This window comes from Paenibacillus sp. B-A-8 (assembly GCF_048572915.1).
Lineage (GTDB): Bacteria > Bacillota > Bacilli > Paenibacillales > Paenibacillaceae > Paenibacillus_AQ.
Genome location: NZ_CP183882.1, coordinates 5,829,981 through 5,844,833, shown reverse-complemented (window position 1 = coordinate 5,844,833; position 14,853 = coordinate 5,829,981). Strand labels below are relative to the sequence as shown.

The following is a 14,853-nucleotide window of genomic DNA, read 5'->3' as shown; positions in this document are numbered from 1 at the left end:
CCGAACTTCCTTTCAATATAGGATAACGGATCTAAGGTAGTCTTTTATTCGTATACCTTTATCGGATTGTAGAACGTATCGCGTTCTACTGGAATTCGTCCAGCCCCTTTTACTAACCAAATCAATTCATCGCGTGTGAGGCCTTCAGGTGTTAAGGCGCCAGCCGCATGGCTAATACGTTCTTTAAGAATGGTGCCATGTACGTCAGAAGCACCGAAGTTCAGCGCAACCTGAGTTAGCTGAGGGCCGATATTAATGAAGTATGCTTTGATGTGATCGAAATTATCGAGCATCAATCTGCTGATCGCAATTGTCTTCAGATCCTCATAAGCGGAGTTGCGGCGCATAATCCCTGCATTCTTATTCTTAGGCTGCATAGATAATGGAATGAATACCATAAAACCATTGGTTTCGTCTTGCAGATCGCGGATCTGCATCATGTGCCGAATACGGTCTTCATGAGACTCAATGGAGCCGTAGAGCATCGTTGTATGGGTCTTCATGCCAAGCTGATGTGCTGTACGGTGAACTTCCAGATACTCTTCCACATTAGCTTTATCAACGCGCATTTTTTTACGGTATTGATCGGATAATATTTCTGCGCCACCACCGGTAAGTGTTTTTAGACCTGCCGCACGCAGTTGTTCCAGAACCTCACGAATACTCAATCCGCTAATTCGGGTGAAAAAATCGATCTCAGCTGCTGTGTATGCTTTTAAGGTTACCTCAGGGAAACGTTCGTTCAAGGCTTTTAAAGAATCCACATAATACTGGAAAGGAACCTTGTCATTATGCCCACCCACGATATGGAATTCGCGTACACCTGGATGAATATGCTGTTCGACATATTGCACCATTTCCTGACCGGATAGGGTATAAGCACCCTCTTCTCCATCATCTTTGCGGAAATTGCAGAATGCACAATGTGATTCGCAAACATTGGTGAAATATAGACTCATATTTTCGATAAAATATACCCTGTTGTTGTTTTTTGCAAGATTAACTTCATTTGCTAATTGACCAATGGTAAGTAGGTCGTTACTTTGATATAAATAAACGCCATCTTCTAAATTCAATCTTTCGCCGCCGCGAACTTTTTCAATAATGTTCATCATTCGGGCGTCTGTTTGGGGGGTGAAAAGAGTAGACATGTTATGAATTCCTCCTGAAAGTTTTACGGGGTCCATTGCCCGCAGATAATTCCCAGACTTACCCAGACGGTAGCTGTTCATTCATGAAAATAAAGCGGAGGGTTAGCCTCCGTGACAAATTTCCGAATTTTTACTTATGTTTGCCTTCCTTATTATAAACCTCTCTTATAAGGGGATCAACAGCTGGATATGGATGGTTTATTTTGGGGTGATAGGTCAAGCATAAGGCAGTTGTGACTTGAGGGTAATGGAATAGTGGGTTATACTGAGTTTATTAAGTATATATTTTTAAGAAAGCAACTTTTGACCGGAAGGTCTCTTAAACATAAGTTTTTCTTATGAAGTGAATCTAATTTATAGGAGGATATGATCATGATTAATATTAGCGAAAAGGCAGCAGAACAACTGAAGGCGATGCTTGCTGAACAAGAAGTGCCGAACATGTTCCTCCGTATTGGAGTAACGCCCGGCGGTTGCAGTGGATTCTCATACGCTATGGGCTTTGATGATAATGAAACCGATCAGGACGTATATATGGACATCCAAGAAATGAAGGTTGTCGTGGAGAAAGAGAATCTTCGTTACCTTGATGGTCTCGAAATTGATTTTGAAGAATCCGGAATGACAGGTGGCTTCACCATTAATAACCCGAACGCTACTGCAACCTGCGGCTGTGGCTCAAGCTTCCGTACAGCTACGGATGCAGGTAAACCGAACGAAGAGCCTTGCTAATCGCGACGTATCAACGTTTTTACTCCGTTGATCTGAACGGTAGCCGAGACGGTAGCCACTCGCGAACAGGCGTTTGGAACTGCGGATTGTACTGGTGAAAATGAACGTTAACAACCCCGAAGGCCCGGAGTTAACAGCCCGGAAATGGCCGTTTGTGGGTTGTGGATTACGACCTCTACGACGCATTTAGTCCGCGACTAATGCGTATTGGAGGTCGTTTTTATGTCGTTAAATAAACGTACACGGCGCGTTCCAAACGGAGCCCGCACGCTAAGAGAGTTTCCGAAGATAACGCTAGATCAAGCGTTAGACTTCGCGATTAATGCGAAACGGTCAGAGGGATTGCGCGATCGGACGTTACTGGATTACGGAAAGCATTACGGTTACTTTCTAAAGTGGTTGAACGATAAGTATCCGGAGGTAGAATACGCGGGGGATATAACGACGGCGATGGTGCGGGATCATATCGCGTTTATGAAGTACGATCAGGTGCGCTATGAGGGACACAAGTATATATCGGAAGAAAATCAGCGTGTAGGCCTGTCAGATACGACGGTTAATATCCGACTTCGTACGCTTAAGGCGATATTTAATCAGCTTGAGCGCGACGAATTGATTGAGATTAACGCATTTACGAAGGTGAAGCTTATACGCCAGGACGTAGACTTAACGAATTGCCTTACGGATGATGAAGTTAAGGCGATACTAGCGCAGCCAAATCAGCGGGATTTCGTAGGTTTTCGGGATTATGTAGCGATTGTCACGATTTTAGACAGCGGGCTTAGAATTTCGGAATTACTAAAAATAAGCGTCACGGATATCGACTTTCAAACGCGATTTATCGTTCTACCTGGCGAGATGAACAAAAATAGAAAACCGAGAATGGTTCCAATATCCGCACATACTGCGAAATTGCTGCTACAGCTTATCGAAGAGAATCGTCAATTTTTCACGACTAACCGAATATTTATGTCGTCATTTGGCGAGCCTGTAACCGCAACGCACTTCAATAAGCGGCTGAAATATTATGGAGAGAAGGCGGGCGTATCCGGTAAGAAGATGACAGCGCACGTCTACCGTCATACATGGGCTCGCGCTATGATATTAAACGGAGCCGACCCCTTTACCCTTCAAAAAATGGGTGGTTGGTCCGATATACGTACGATGCGCCGATATATTCAGATGGATACGGGGGATATGCGAAAGAGTCACGATGCGTATTCGCCGGCCGATCGGTTTGTTAAGAAACGGAAATAAATAAGCGCTCGGCTCCGGATCATAACGGGGTCGGGCGCTTATTTGCGTTCTAGTTAAAGGCGTGGCCACTTTACGCGGCATCTCTCCGGAAGTTAGCCGACCGTCCGAGCAACTCGTCGCGAATCTCCTGGTATCCATATCCGAGGCGCAGCAGCGAGCTTATGGCGGTTTCGACGTCGACAACGTTGCGAAGGTCCTCCGTACTGAACGCATCGCGGATATTATCATCGGGGTCGAGTCCGTAGAGCTTGCGCAGCCCCGGCGCATCGGTATCGAACAGCACGCGGTATACGAGGTTCGTATAGTTAGCGTATACGAAAGGGTTTCCGTCTCCGAAAGCTTGAACCGCATCGGTTAACCGCCGGCGCTCCCGTTTAGATACCTCGCGCTCCATCGACCAGGCGCGTTGCTCTTTACTCGCGATCTGCTCTACGTTGAGGAGGTAGCTGCGGACGGAGCGTGCGACTTCGGATTCCGTGAGCAGCATACCAATACGCAGGAGGCCGCGACGAGAGATTAAGGTTAATACAGATGTCTTTTGCATGGTAGGTGCATCATGCACCCAGCATCTAAGCTTTGCCAGTTCTCCCCCGCGAAGAACCCGAGTCTCTCCGTACTCGTTGAACTCTGACCTGTGCCTTCTCAGTATGGCCTTTACGGTATCTACCGGAACTTCGTAAAAGTTTGCGGACATCTCAACGGTAACCTCAAGTGTTCCAGCCAGTACCGGCAAAGCCTTTACGCGCTCAAGCACGCTGTCTTTAAACACGTATTCGTCTCGCATAGTCCGACTCTCCGTAAGGATAAGCTCATTTTGTCCGCTCACGTTATCCGCCCCTTTTCGTTATTTAGCAGAAAAAATACGCCGGCTAAACACTCACCCGCGCATCAACTGCTTTCGTTAGGTAAAAATAACCCAACTATATGCGTTTGTAAACAGTTTTTGGGAATGACCACTCGGTCTATTAGACAGGCCGATCACTCCGCGTTTTGTGAGGTTCACCGTGAACCTGGCAAATGTTGCGTTCTAGTATGCACGGTGAACACACGCATTAACTCCGATTAGCTCATAAGGCGGGTAGGTGAACCGCCCATTCATCGTATGGAGGCGTGAATCACGACGTCATCCTTCCGTATAGGTCTCATTCACCGTGCAGGAGAGCTCCGAGGTTAGGTTCACTTTGAGCCTGAGTCTGCGGAAGGTCGGGGACAGCGTGTCCCTAACCCTGTATGTGTCACGCGACACGTTCGCCTCGTGATTCCTTACGGCCGGCCATTATTCCGCCATCCCGAGCGCTACAGCAGCGTCTATTACCGCTTGAATCTCCGGCGTGATCGGGAAGTTACGTGCCACCTTGAACCGTAGGCTGTCCGTGATCTTGCGCTTACCTACTTCGGCCATCGCTACGCATGAAAGGCTGACGCCGAGCACCTGCGCGAAATCCTTTTGCTTATACCCGTACGCCAGCCTTACCGATTTCAGATTGTTCCCCGTCATTAAAATTCCTCCATTATCGTAGTTTTTGGTGCGGAATCAAAAAAGGAACCCGTAGGTTCCCCGTTTGTCCCACACTCCACTAAGAAGCAATAATAGGCACAATTACGCCGTTTATCACAATAAAAAGATGTGACGGATTTTCGGCATATTAGACACAATTGTATATTTATTCATTTATACACAAACGCAATCACCATCGCTAATCAATTACGCTCAATTATCTCTCCCTTACGCATCACCGTAAAATCACCGTGAAATTAGCGTCTTATATGTCCGGGAGTGATAAGTCTACCCTCGCACTATCAAAACGCCTAAATCAACGGTGATTTAACGGGAGAATGACGGAGGGAGAGCGGAGGGTACGGATATGATAGCAGCGGCTGGGCGCATCGGCCTTGTTTTATCTCTTATATTTTAAAATCCGCGCAGTTAGATATGTGTAATACAAGTTAATCCGCGTGTTTCCTGATATGTCGGGACGGATTGTACTTTATCCGGTCCGAATTACTTATGAACGTAAGTGAATAAGTAATTTAAAAGAACTTAAGGTCTAAATCTTTAAGTACTTAAGTTCTTAAAAGATTTATAAAATACCACAACGTCCGCCCATTGTCAATAACTATTTTACGCGCGGCCTTTATTCGATGTATATTATACGTAAATTTGCATATTTAACCGCTATTGTATGCGCACGTAATCCTCGACGGTCACCACCGTTTCCGCGACGCTATTGATTGCGGAATTGAATACGTACCGGTCATGCGCCACCTCGCGCTAACGGACGAAGAAAAAGAAGGCCACGCGTACTTCCTTAATACGCTGGGCCGCGATATATCGAAGCGGGAGAAACAGGAAGCCGCCGTAAACTTGCGTCGGGCAGGCAAGAGTTACCGGTTAATAGGCGAATGGTTAGGTATTGACCCAAAGACAGCGTTAAATTGGACGAAGGATGCTTCGGAAATTCCAACTGCTGTTTTCCCCGCAGTTGGAAACGTAGAATCAGCGGATGGAAAGTTTCGCCCGTCAGTTGCCGCGTCCGCCGAAACGTTAACCGAACGCGAAGAAACAGCGCTGCGCCTCCGCGAAGAAGGCCGCACGCTAAAGGAGATCGCGCTTGCGATCGGAGTGTCCTCGCCGCAGACCGCAAGCAATACGCTGGCGCGTGCGGAAAGTAAGCGCGTGGAAATAGCGGACGAGCCTGACGAAGAGGAGACGCACATTCCCGCTAAGCCGGCGATCGACATGCGCATCTTCGAGTTAATCGAGTATTCGGCGCGGACGGCTGCGGAGATTGCCTATATCGACCGCTATGCCTGCGTAAGCCCGCGAATCAGCCGCGCTAAGGCTGTCCGAGGGTATAAGCGTAAGGCTACGGGCGATAGGCGCTGATTTGACGGTGATTCTACGTAAACCTCCCGCAACTCCCGTACGGTCATTTCGTCGACCGTTTTCGTCGCGCCGGTTGATGGAATTGTGTGCGGCTGCGTCCGTTCTTCAGGCGGAAGCGTTGCAATTTCGTAGAGGACACGCTGACCTAAATTGTGCCACGTGGCATATTTTGCCTCGCCGAGCTCCTCGACAATCCGCATGATACGCGTCGCTAGTGTTCGGTCGATCTCTACGCTTTCGAGCCACTTTCCGAAGTCCCCGTGTGCTAGACCGTTATCCTTAACGTGCTTCAACCTACGCCCGATCTCGAATATTGCTTCGCCTGCCACACGTTTGTATGCGTGTATTTCGGCGGTTAATGTTGACACTTCTATTAAAAATATGTGTATAATTGGAAGAAGTGATCTATATTTTCAAAGAGAGGTGAGAATATGAAGGGTTGGTCTATCTTGCTGTATGTTGTTTCGTTGGGTTTGGTTATTTTTGGTCTGGTTACTACCTTCCACTACGGCGACTATAATGCGGACTATAACACGACGGGGAGTATGTTCGGACACATAGTTGGTGGTGACGCTTATAACTACACAATAATAGCAACTAGAGGTGTTGTGTTACTTATAGCGGGATTAATTGCGGCTCTAGCGGCGAGTGCCTTATTGATTGTGAACGCTATTCAAGAAGCAGAGTACAGAATGAAGTCGTCTGCGGATGGCCTTGAGTATCGATTCAGAGAAACCGTTAGAGAGTTAGGAACATCGAATACATAATTATAGAACGTAATAAAAGGCGCAGTCTTAGCGGAGGGTATCCGTTAGGGCTGCGCCTTTTATTTGTTTGTATATCGTCCTATCTGCCTGATTAGCGCTTCTAGCCCTTCCGGAGTGTAGCGGTAGGGTACGAGGGTAGAACGGCTAATTTGTGGTGATTTCTACGTAAAAAGACCGCTACCGTTATTCGGCGCGGTCCTCTTCGTCTATGTATTCGATCAAATCGCCAGGTAGGACGCCTAGTGTGCGGCATAACTTATCTAACGTAGGGAAGTCGATCCGGTTATTCGCGTTGTTTGCCAAAGCCTTGATAGTGTTACGGTTAATACCGGAGATTTCTACAATATCTTTCTGTTCCAACTGGCGCTCTTTCATAATCTTATCTAATGAAAATCTAATCACAGAAATTCCTCCAATTTATTTTCGTAAACTAGTTGACAAGGTTGCGCCCAAGGTATAAGATGTAACCAAGACAACAAGTAATCTAGTTTACATGATACCTTGTTAATTACTAATACGCAGATTATAACATATGGTTTCATAATTATAAAGGAGGATTCCTAATGTCAAACTTAGTTCCCGTAATCTCTAACAACATAGAAGTCCCAACGTTCATTCCAAGCCGCGCCCTCACACGTAACGGCATCCGCAACCGCCGCTCTATGCTTAGAGGTGCGTTATGGCCTATCGCTAAAGCTGCCGTTGCCTTGACTGCCGTCTTTGTCCGCGAACTACTCTTTTAAATCGGAGGGATTACGCTAATGTCTAAAATCACCGTTGTGACTGAACTGTACGATAGGAACGAAGAATTAGAGCGCTACGAATATCCCGGCGTCCTCGTTGATGATAACCACGCGTTTTATATCGACGCTGAATACCGCACCGTTATCCTTGAGCGTGTTAATTCTGTCAATGGCGAGTATCTAACAACCGGAGGCCCCGGCTCGGTCGGCTTCGATCTTCCGGTTGACGACGTAACATTCTTTGACCGCATAGCGGAAATGTCGGCCGTCGAGCTTCTGTCCGCGCTGGTCCGCCGCAGTAAGGAGGGCGCTTGATGGTCGCGAAGCTGATAACGCTGATCTACATTTATGACGTTGACGACGATGAGCCGCTATCCGAAACGCTGCCGGCGTACCTTATTGGTGAGGACCGCGCGTTATTCGTATCGGAGGGCCTGCTATGGGCGCACGAAGTTCGGCCGAGCGAAGTTGATCCGGAATACTACGTAGGCAGCAACGAAAACGCCGGCATTATTCTCGCGGAGAACGTAACCGGCTCGGCCGCAGACGCTATCCCGGCGTTGATTGAACGGTGGGGCGGAATGACAGCGCTGAACTTTATCGTACGTGATTTGGTCGCCGCACCGCTGCTGGAATTGGGGCTAACGATATGATCCGCCTGACGAGTGCCGGAGGGATACCGGCCGAAACAAGGGTGTAGCTTTAACCGACGCCCTTTTCGCGGAAATCCGCACTGCAATCATACAATAGCCGTCGGGCTTAAATCGCGGAGGTCATTCATGGCAAAAGCGCCAAAAACTATCGAAATCGGATACGCACGCGACCGCAGAACAGACAACTTTATCGTCACCAAACTCGATTACAGATTCCCCGCAACTAGTAAATTCCGTCGTCAACAAATTTGCGTCCTTCCCGGCGCATTCTTCCGCGCATTACCTCACATCGACCGTAGATCAATCGCTAATGTTATCGAAGTAACCGCTGTTCAACTGCATCACCTCGGATTTATTGTTCCCGAACTCGCAACGGAGGTAACCGCACATGCCTGCGCCGTCGCCATCTAAGTACCCGCGTATTAACGTTCTTTGGGTCCCCGAAGCCGGTAGCGGTATGGAGCCGGAAGATAGCCTGGGCATCCTCGTAACTGATAACGCCGCACTTTACCGCTCAGAAGACGGCCGTACTGCGCTGGGCATCGTTGAGCCTGCGGATAAAGCCGACTCATACCGAATCAAAGGCGCTGACCTCGTTTTGTTATCACGCGAATCATTACCGAAGCTGGCCGACCGTCTCACCGGTATGACCACGCTGCAGTATCTGCTTTCACTTGTTCCGCGCTTTGACTGCCCGGAGGAACTACACGTATGAAGCCAGGCCAACACTGGTACACGTACGTTCTCGATCGCGACGGCTGGCGCATAACGACTAACATATATTCCGACCGGACGCTAACCGGTGAGGAATTACTACCGCTGGCCGTTGAGAAGGATATCATACACGCGCGCGCTCTCGGAGTTACTGCGCTGCCGAGCGAATATACTCCGGTAGGGTATAGATATCGCGGTATTATGTGAAGGAGGTGACTAACGATGTACTATCCACGTAAAGATAAGCTGATGGTCCGCACGCGCCACGCGATTCTAGTCCGGGCACATGATGGGGAGCTCGTACGCCTCAATACTAGCGCCGGTCTTCGCTGTGTACGATTGGGCTAACGATTACCTTCGATGAAACTCGGTACGACACCGTACCAAAGGCGCGCCAACGCCATATGTGGAGAAGACGATTAGACTGCGTTTAACGCAGGGTATTACCCCGACCGTCTTCGCGCTAACGTTGACGGCCGCCTAAGTTGAACTTAGGAACTGTAAAGACTTTATGTCCGCGCCTACCGGTTACAGCCGGCGGAACGCCACGCGGATAGTATTAATTGCGCCGCCAACGCTTTAAACGTCCGTGTTCTACGGTTGCAAACGTAGGAATCGCCACACGGAATGCTTCACCGGATTGCGTCAACAATTCGGGTAACAACGCAAGTAGCGCCAAATGCTTGCGGAACACTGTCCGGTCATCTACGCCAATAGGTGGCCGGACTTCCTAACGCCAATTACTGTATCTGCGGACTTGGCCGTCTGCAGGCTACGTTAACATATAGCGGACGGCAACCGCCTTTTATCGCGAACGACCTCGGAGTAACATATCGGGCAGCCGTGTGTTGTTCGCTGCTTTATGAATAGTAATACGCACATGTGTTCTATAGGTTCCAAAAATATTCATAATTTTATTTCTGTTTTTAAAACTATTTACAAACACTATATATTGGGTTATTTTTACCTAAAGAAACAAGATGTAGTATATACGGGCGCTACCGGAAGAAGGAAGCGTCCTTTTTATGCGCTAAAGGTGCGGGAGAGTTTATTCTTCATCCTCAATATGTCCTTCTTTGCCCAATTGCCAAAAGTCATGGTCTTCTTCCGGAACTAGCACAAGCAGTTCCCTTATGTCTGTAATCTTTAAAGCTTTTGCAATTCTTTCAATATGGTCAATGGAGAGACGTTCAGGAAATCCACGATAGATGTTACTTATCGCATTTGGACGGATTCCCGTCATTCTTGCCAGGTCACGTTGCTTTAGATTGCGTTCCTTTAGTGCGACGTGAAGACGTAGCTCTATCCTATAGGTTTGTTCTACTTCGTCTTCAATTTCATTATTAACGATCTCCGCACCAACCCGAGTGAACAAGTTACTTTTCTTTTCAACAGGCATAATTAATTTCCTCCTAAAATATCGTGTATACGTTATTGACAATAATATCGTATAAGCGTTATTATTGCAACAAAGACTTAGTATCGCATAAGCGATATGAAAAATCTATTTCAAATCCAAACGAGAAGGGAGGACGCTACTTTGAACAATAATCATTGCGTTGTTGGACGTTTTGGCTCGGCGACGTTTACGTTAGGACAAGCTGCACTAGTGCTCGGATGGGACGAGCGTACCATGCGCGAGTTTCTGTATAGACGCAAGGTGCTGCGTAAAAAAGGTCTGCCACTAAACCGTTACGTTCCTAAGTACTTCGTAATCCACGAGTTTGAAGTGACGGAGACGCCAGAACCTCCGTTCATTATGCGTTACACGGGCGTGACTCCTGACGGCGTTCTGCTTATACGGAGAGTACGCGAGGGTGAGGACGTTAACGTGCGGGACGATAGTGGGGATATTCGCGTCATTGCGGATCAAATACCGACGCGGCTACCTTCCGTGGCTTAGTCGTTTATATAAAACCAAACAAAAGGAGGCGGCGTAATGGAACAGTTGGCGAAATTGTTTACGCACGAGAGATTTGGGAGTGTTCATGTGCTCGTTATTGACAGCAAGGAGATGTTTGGAGCTACGCAAGTTGCCGCAGCTCTTGGCTACTCCAACACGCGGGATGCGATTTCAAGACACTGTCGAGAGGATGGGGTCGTGATTCACGACGTCATCGATAGTCTCGGACGCACACAGCAAATGAAGTTCATAAATGAGGGTAATGTCTACCGCCTCGTTGTCCGATCTAAGCTCCCGGAAGCCGAGCAGTTCGAGCGTTGGTTATTCGACGAGATACTTCCGACGATGCGCAAAACTGGCGGAGCAGTTGTAAACGACGTGCTATTTATCGACACTTACCTGCCTTTCGCAGATGCGGCTACTCGCGCGATGTTCGCGGCGACACTCGAGACTGTCCGAAAACAGACCGAACATATTGCGGTTATACAGCCGAAAGCGGACAAATACACGGAGTTTCTCGATTCCGAGGGATTAACGGCGTTTACAACGATCGGTAAACACTTCATGGGCGGGGTAGTTGGTGCGGAGGAAATCACGGCTTTTCTACAGAAGCACGGCGTTCTTTACTCACGTAAAATTGACAGATGCTTTCCGCCGCGTAAAGGTTACGAGAAGTATTTTCGTGTTGTTCCTTATTTCAAGGGCGGATTTCTACTTAACAACACCGTTAAGGCTACCGCCGAGGGGATAGACTTAATCGTCGATATGTATCAACGTGTTCGGGAAGGGTTACCTGCGGTGTCCAAACCTCCGATTTCGCATATATCACGGCCTATGAAGGTTAGCCTGCGCTTGAATGCGTAACTAATAAGAGAGGTATCGGCTACTTTGCGGTGCCTCTTTTTCATAAACAAACGGAGGAGGAATACGGATGGAATTTGTCCAGGCAGTAACTGCGTACCAAATGACCGGCGATCGCCACATAATCGACGTAATACTAGAAGATGTCGAAACGGATTTCTTAGCGAACACTTCACGTAGATATAAAACGAACTTCACGCACGACATTTCGATTAATCTGACAAGCCCGGAGGAATATATCGCTTATCGGATAAAGGCGATCCGCGAGAAAGCCGTCAAGCGCGTGTTCTATATCCGTAAAGATTCCGGATGGGCTCACTCGGAGATTAACCGTTATTTATCCATAATGGTGCTCGATTTACGTATGCGCATCCCATTCAAACCAGTGCGCCATAACGATTTCGGCTATGAGTACACGTTAACTCCCGAATTTACCGCCTGGCTAAGAGAAAAGAACGGCCGCATAGAGCGAAGATTCCGCGAAGAAGGATTCGGCAGTTCATTTACGCAGTACCAACGCGCCCTAGACGTTGCAGATCGTACTGAACGCGAAGCCGTGATTGAAGAAACGCGTATACGGGCGGAGGTTATGGCGGACATGGTCGGCGCACTAGAGTACGCGCTAAAATATGCCGATGTCAGCCGTAGTCCGAGGGAGATCGTCACCTACGTCAATAAGGCGTTGTTAACGCGCTACTACGAAGCCCAAGCGCGCCGAAAAGGGATGCGGAGAGTCACCGTAGACGGACGCCGGCGGATGATCGCGCCTTTTTATGAGGGAGCGATCCGAACGATACTTGGGGTTAACTCTACGGAAGATTACGTATATAGACGCGTATCCAGTAAACAGGCGGATTTCCTGCGGGAGCTCATCGGTATTGTCGAAACGGACATGGCTGCAGGGTATTGCGCGGCCTACCACGTGCTTCCGGACGGTGAGTACCTTCTCTCACGAAAATATGCGGCGGAGAAGACCGGATTATCTTACACAACCGTAAAAATGCGGCTATTAAGAATTCGAAAATTAATTACGGAAAAGGTTGCGTAAATGTATCCGTAAGGATGTATATCTAGAGACTACGAAGGAAGAAATAAGGGCGCAGATTGCCGCTTAACCACGCATAAACCACGGTGAGAAAAGGCGGATGAGTCCGGCGGCATGCGCTTTATTTTATGTTAAAACGTGGACTTTTGCCTTACTTTACGGGCAATAAGGGGAGACGTATTTTGCGCTGTATGGTTGCATTATGCAGGAACTGCGGACTAAGAGAGTACAGAGCGATAAGGTTACGAATGTTGCGGGTACACTCCGCACGTCCTTACGTTATTTTAACGATGGAGGGGATGGTAGAGTGGGAGTTCTAGAGAAGACGATAGAGGTAAGTACGGCTTTTCGCAACCGTCAATACTACATAGACAGAGGGTACGCTATAGGCCCCGGCGTAAAGAAGCTTGAGGTATCAGTAGAAGATTTACCTCGTGGGTGCGAACGTCCAGTTACGCCCATATGTGACGCTTGCGGTAAGGTAGGAAGGCCACGGAAATGGTCTCTTGTTAGGAGAGATCGCATGTACGGCACCGACCTATGCTCAAAGTGTATGTACGACATAAATGTCATTATTGATCCTGGCGGCATTGAGTCCGTTGGGGAGAAAACAGTAAAATACTGGTTAGATTTCTACCAGTTAGAGTATAGAGCGCAAGTACGCAGAAAAGGTGTTACCGGAGTTTGTGGGAGGCCTCTACTATTCGACTTCGCATTACTTGGCCTCTCCGGAGAACCTATTGCGTTTATAGAATACGATGGGGAACAGCATTACCGTCCGGCGGTATTTGAAGGGGAAGACCCAAGTAAGGCCGGCAATAACTTCGTGTTCCAACAGGAGTTTGACCGTATAAAAGACAGGTATTGCGCAAAGGCGGGCGTTCCTATGATTCGCATAAAGTACGCGCTATCTGTACAAGAGATCGGCGAGGTTATAAGAAGTTTGAAAGGGGAGTTGCTCGTTGCCTAGTAATTACCTTTATTGTTATTCGCCCGCTATGTTCCACTACCTACGAACGGCTGGACACCGCTATATCTGCGTAGGGATTAACGAAAAGACTGGTGGACGCTTCTGGCTATACGCAAAGGATGACGCGGTTAAACGGAGTCTAGACGAGTATGGTGCGAGTAGTTAGTTCGTAAATTACGTGGAGTGGAGTGATATGGAGTATGGGCAAGCAATTCCGTGATATAGGACACGAAGCTGCTAGACGTAAATCATCGTTTTTGGACCGAGGGCACTACGCTCCGGTCCCGCATGATTTATTCCGCCGGATAGTGCCGATCGCGCGCGAGTACGATAAGAGCAACGCGCATATAGCGGCTATCTATACGTACCTGCTTTCGATGGTGAACGGACAGCCGGACAATGACCGGTACATGAGCGCGTTCCCTTCCGTACAGCGTATTGCTGACGACACGGGCATCGGACGTAACCGGATTAAGCCGTTATGTGACGTGCTGGAGGCGGTGGGACTCGTTAAATCAGCGATGGACTATACGTCTAATAAACGCGATAAACTTTACTATCCGCAATATTATAGCGAGCTTACTGACGAGCAAATACGCGCTAAACTGGACGTTCTATATGGTCATTCACCGGAGAGTGAATTACTTAATGCACTGTAGAGTGAATTACCTAAATCACCGAGGAGTGACGGTAATAAGAACAAACGTAATAACAACGAACTCAATAATAATAAACAAAACATTACCGCATCCGATTAATTCGCTACGCTCATGAATCCTCGCGGAACTATATGATTAATAGATTATTTGCGCATAAAGATAGTTTCGAGGGAACGGTAGTGACTGAGATAGGTTTTGCAAAGAACTGAACTCTTACCTATTCATGATGATTAATCAAAGCAGAATCTCATGTAGGCAAAGACAAAGAATAGCGCGGATGTTAATAAACGTAGTTTACTTCGCATGTATAGCGCTATGTATCGAACTATTAAGCGCTAGTATTACGTTAAGAATCGGATAAGCAACGCACATAAATAGCGCTATTCTTACGCTTTGCTCGGGCGTAGGAATAGCGCTATTTAAGTGCGTATTTTTACGTTGAATTAGACGTTCAATACGTAAGGTAATACAAATACTTATACGCGACGTTAAGGCGCTAATATACGGGAGG

At 47.7% G+C, this 14,853-nt stretch carries 24 protein-coding genes; 17 read left to right on the top strand and 7 right to left on the bottom strand.

The window, feature by feature from the left end; all coding sequences use genetic code 11:
- Nucleotides 1–44 precede the first annotated feature (44 nt).
- A complete protein-coding gene (gene mqnE, locus ACN6MV_RS26355) occupies nt 45–1,151 on the bottom strand; it encodes an aminofutalosine synthase MqnE (RefSeq protein WP_042130896.1) in 1,107 nt (368 codons plus the stop codon).
- 372 nt (nt 1,152–1,523) lie between these two features.
- On the opposite strand from mqnE, the gene ACN6MV_RS26350 reads away from it, so the two are divergent.
- Nucleotides 1,524–1,883 (top strand): HesB/IscA family protein, encoded by a 360-nt coding sequence (locus ACN6MV_RS26350; RefSeq protein WP_042191575.1) that lies wholly within the window; start codon nt 1,524–1,526, stop codon nt 1,881–1,883.
- A gap of 222 nt (nt 1,884–2,105) precedes the next feature.
- The gene (locus tag ACN6MV_RS26345) at nt 2,106–3,140 is read left to right on the top strand and encodes a tyrosine-type recombinase/integrase (RefSeq protein ID WP_419885208.1); all 1,035 of its coding nucleotides are present in this window, start codon (nt 2,106–2,108) and stop codon (nt 3,138–3,140) included.
- 70 nt (nt 3,141–3,210) lie between these two features.
- Here ACN6MV_RS26345 and ACN6MV_RS26340 read toward each other — a convergent pair whose 3' ends face one another.
- The gene (locus ACN6MV_RS26340; RefSeq protein ID WP_419885207.1) at nt 3,211–3,924 is read right to left on the bottom strand and encodes a hypothetical protein; all 714 of its coding nucleotides are present in this window, start codon (nt 3,922–3,924) and stop codon (nt 3,211–3,213) included.
- A 492-nt stretch (nt 3,925–4,416) separates the two neighbouring features.
- Nucleotides 4,417–4,638 carry a helix-turn-helix transcriptional regulator gene (locus ACN6MV_RS26335; RefSeq protein WP_419885206.1) on the bottom strand — a complete coding sequence of 74 codons (222 nt, stop codon included), beginning with the start codon at nt 4,636–4,638 and terminating at the stop codon, nt 4,417–4,419.
- A 681-nt stretch (nt 4,639–5,319) separates the two neighbouring features.
- Between ACN6MV_RS26335 and ACN6MV_RS26330 the strand changes: the two genes are divergently transcribed.
- A complete protein-coding gene (locus tag ACN6MV_RS26330) occupies nt 5,320–6,027 on the top strand; it encodes a hypothetical protein (RefSeq protein ID WP_419885205.1) in 708 nt (235 codons plus the stop codon).
- On the opposite strand, the gene ACN6MV_RS26325 is transcribed toward ACN6MV_RS26330, so the two are convergent.
- A complete protein-coding gene (locus ACN6MV_RS26325) occupies nt 5,946–6,356 on the bottom strand; it encodes a DUF3102 domain-containing protein (protein ID WP_373455855.1) in 411 nt (136 codons plus the stop codon). The genes ACN6MV_RS26330 and ACN6MV_RS26325 overlap by 82 nt on opposite strands.
- A gap of 102 nt (nt 6,357–6,458) precedes the next feature.
- Here ACN6MV_RS26325 and ACN6MV_RS26320 point away from each other — a divergent pair, with 102 nt between their 5' ends.
- Nucleotides 6,459–6,794 (top strand): hypothetical protein, encoded by a 336-nt coding sequence (locus ACN6MV_RS26320; protein ID WP_094878887.1) that lies wholly within the window; start codon nt 6,459–6,461, stop codon nt 6,792–6,794.
- 183 nt (nt 6,795–6,977) lie between these two features.
- On the opposite strand, the gene ACN6MV_RS26315 is transcribed toward ACN6MV_RS26320, so the two are convergent.
- The gene (locus tag ACN6MV_RS26315) at nt 6,978–7,196 is read right to left on the bottom strand and encodes a helix-turn-helix domain-containing protein (RefSeq protein ID WP_076273088.1); all 219 of its coding nucleotides are present in this window, start codon (nt 7,194–7,196) and stop codon (nt 6,978–6,980) included.
- 161 nt (nt 7,197–7,357) lie between these two features.
- On the opposite strand from ACN6MV_RS26315, the gene ACN6MV_RS26310 reads away from it, so the two are divergent.
- The 7 genes from ACN6MV_RS26310 (at nt 7,358) to ACN6MV_RS26280 (ending at nt 9,252) form a co-directional block, all read left to right on the top strand.
- Nucleotides 7,358–7,537, top strand: a complete 180-nt coding sequence (locus tag ACN6MV_RS26310; protein ID WP_419885204.1) for a hypothetical protein — start codon at nt 7,358–7,360, stop codon at nt 7,535–7,537.
- Between the two features lie 18 nt (nt 7,538–7,555).
- The gene (locus ACN6MV_RS26305; RefSeq protein ID WP_419885203.1) at nt 7,556–7,852 is read left to right on the top strand and encodes a hypothetical protein; all 297 of its coding nucleotides are present in this window, start codon (nt 7,556–7,558) and stop codon (nt 7,850–7,852) included.
- Entirely contained in the window at nt 7,852–8,190 is a 339-nt protein-coding gene (locus ACN6MV_RS26300) for a hypothetical protein (protein WP_419885202.1), read from the top strand. Before ACN6MV_RS26305 ends, ACN6MV_RS26300 begins: the two co-directional genes overlap by 1 nt.
- A 126-nt stretch (nt 8,191–8,316) precedes the next feature.
- The gene (locus tag ACN6MV_RS26295; protein WP_419885201.1) at nt 8,317–8,601 is read left to right on the top strand and encodes a hypothetical protein; all 285 of its coding nucleotides are present in this window, start codon (nt 8,317–8,319) and stop codon (nt 8,599–8,601) included.
- A gap of 46 nt (nt 8,602–8,647) precedes the next feature.
- Nucleotides 8,648–8,905: a hypothetical protein gene (locus tag ACN6MV_RS26290; RefSeq protein WP_419885200.1), complete on the top strand. Its 258-nt coding sequence runs from the start codon at nt 8,648–8,650 to the stop codon at nt 8,903–8,905.
- Nucleotides 8,902–9,111 (top strand): hypothetical protein, encoded by a 210-nt coding sequence (locus ACN6MV_RS26285; protein ID WP_419885199.1) that lies wholly within the window; start codon nt 8,902–8,904, stop codon nt 9,109–9,111. The genes ACN6MV_RS26290 and ACN6MV_RS26285 overlap by 4 nt, the downstream gene beginning before the upstream one ends.
- Before the next feature lie 15 nt (nt 9,112–9,126).
- A complete protein-coding gene (locus tag ACN6MV_RS26280; RefSeq protein WP_419885198.1) occupies nt 9,127–9,252 on the top strand; it encodes a hypothetical protein in 126 nt (41 codons plus the stop codon).
- Nucleotides 9,253–9,463: 211 nt separating this feature from the next.
- On the opposite strand, the gene ACN6MV_RS26275 is transcribed toward ACN6MV_RS26280, so the two are convergent.
- A complete protein-coding gene (locus tag ACN6MV_RS26275; RefSeq protein ID WP_419885197.1) occupies nt 9,464–9,598 on the bottom strand; it encodes a hypothetical protein in 135 nt (44 codons plus the stop codon).
- A 354-nt stretch (nt 9,599–9,952) separates the two neighbouring features.
- Nucleotides 9,953–10,303 (bottom strand): helix-turn-helix transcriptional regulator, encoded by a 351-nt coding sequence (locus ACN6MV_RS26270; protein WP_341003381.1) that lies wholly within the window; start codon nt 10,301–10,303, stop codon nt 9,953–9,955.
- 141 nt (nt 10,304–10,444) lie between these two features.
- Here ACN6MV_RS26270 and ACN6MV_RS26265 point away from each other — a divergent pair, with 141 nt between their 5' ends.
- From ACN6MV_RS26265 to ACN6MV_RS26240, 6 genes are all read left to right on the top strand, one after another.
- Nucleotides 10,445–10,807 carry a hypothetical protein gene (locus tag ACN6MV_RS26265; protein WP_419885196.1) on the top strand — a complete coding sequence of 121 codons (363 nt, stop codon included), beginning with the start codon at nt 10,445–10,447 and terminating at the stop codon, nt 10,805–10,807.
- A 36-nt stretch (nt 10,808–10,843) separates the two neighbouring features.
- Nucleotides 10,844–11,671, top strand: a complete 828-nt coding sequence (locus ACN6MV_RS26260) for a BRO family protein (RefSeq protein WP_419885195.1) — start codon at nt 10,844–10,846, stop codon at nt 11,669–11,671.
- Nucleotides 11,672–11,738: 67 nt separating this feature from the next.
- Nucleotides 11,739–12,716 (top strand): hypothetical protein, encoded by a 978-nt coding sequence (locus ACN6MV_RS26255; protein ID WP_419885194.1) that lies wholly within the window; start codon nt 11,739–11,741, stop codon nt 12,714–12,716.
- Nucleotides 12,717–13,020: 304 nt separating this feature from the next.
- Nucleotides 13,021–13,683 carry a hypothetical protein gene (locus ACN6MV_RS26250; RefSeq protein ID WP_419885193.1) on the top strand — a complete coding sequence of 221 codons (663 nt, stop codon included), beginning with the start codon at nt 13,021–13,023 and terminating at the stop codon, nt 13,681–13,683.
- Nucleotides 13,676–13,849, top strand: coding sequence for a hypothetical protein (locus tag ACN6MV_RS26245; RefSeq protein ID WP_419885192.1), 174 nt, complete (start codon nt 13,676–13,678; stop codon nt 13,847–13,849). Before ACN6MV_RS26250 ends, ACN6MV_RS26245 begins: the two co-directional genes overlap by 8 nt.
- A 34-nt stretch (nt 13,850–13,883) precedes the next feature.
- Nucleotides 13,884–14,342 (top strand): hypothetical protein, encoded by a 459-nt coding sequence (locus ACN6MV_RS26240; RefSeq protein WP_419885191.1) that lies wholly within the window; start codon nt 13,884–13,886, stop codon nt 14,340–14,342.
- The last annotated feature ends 511 nt before the right edge of the window (nt 14,343–14,853 follow it).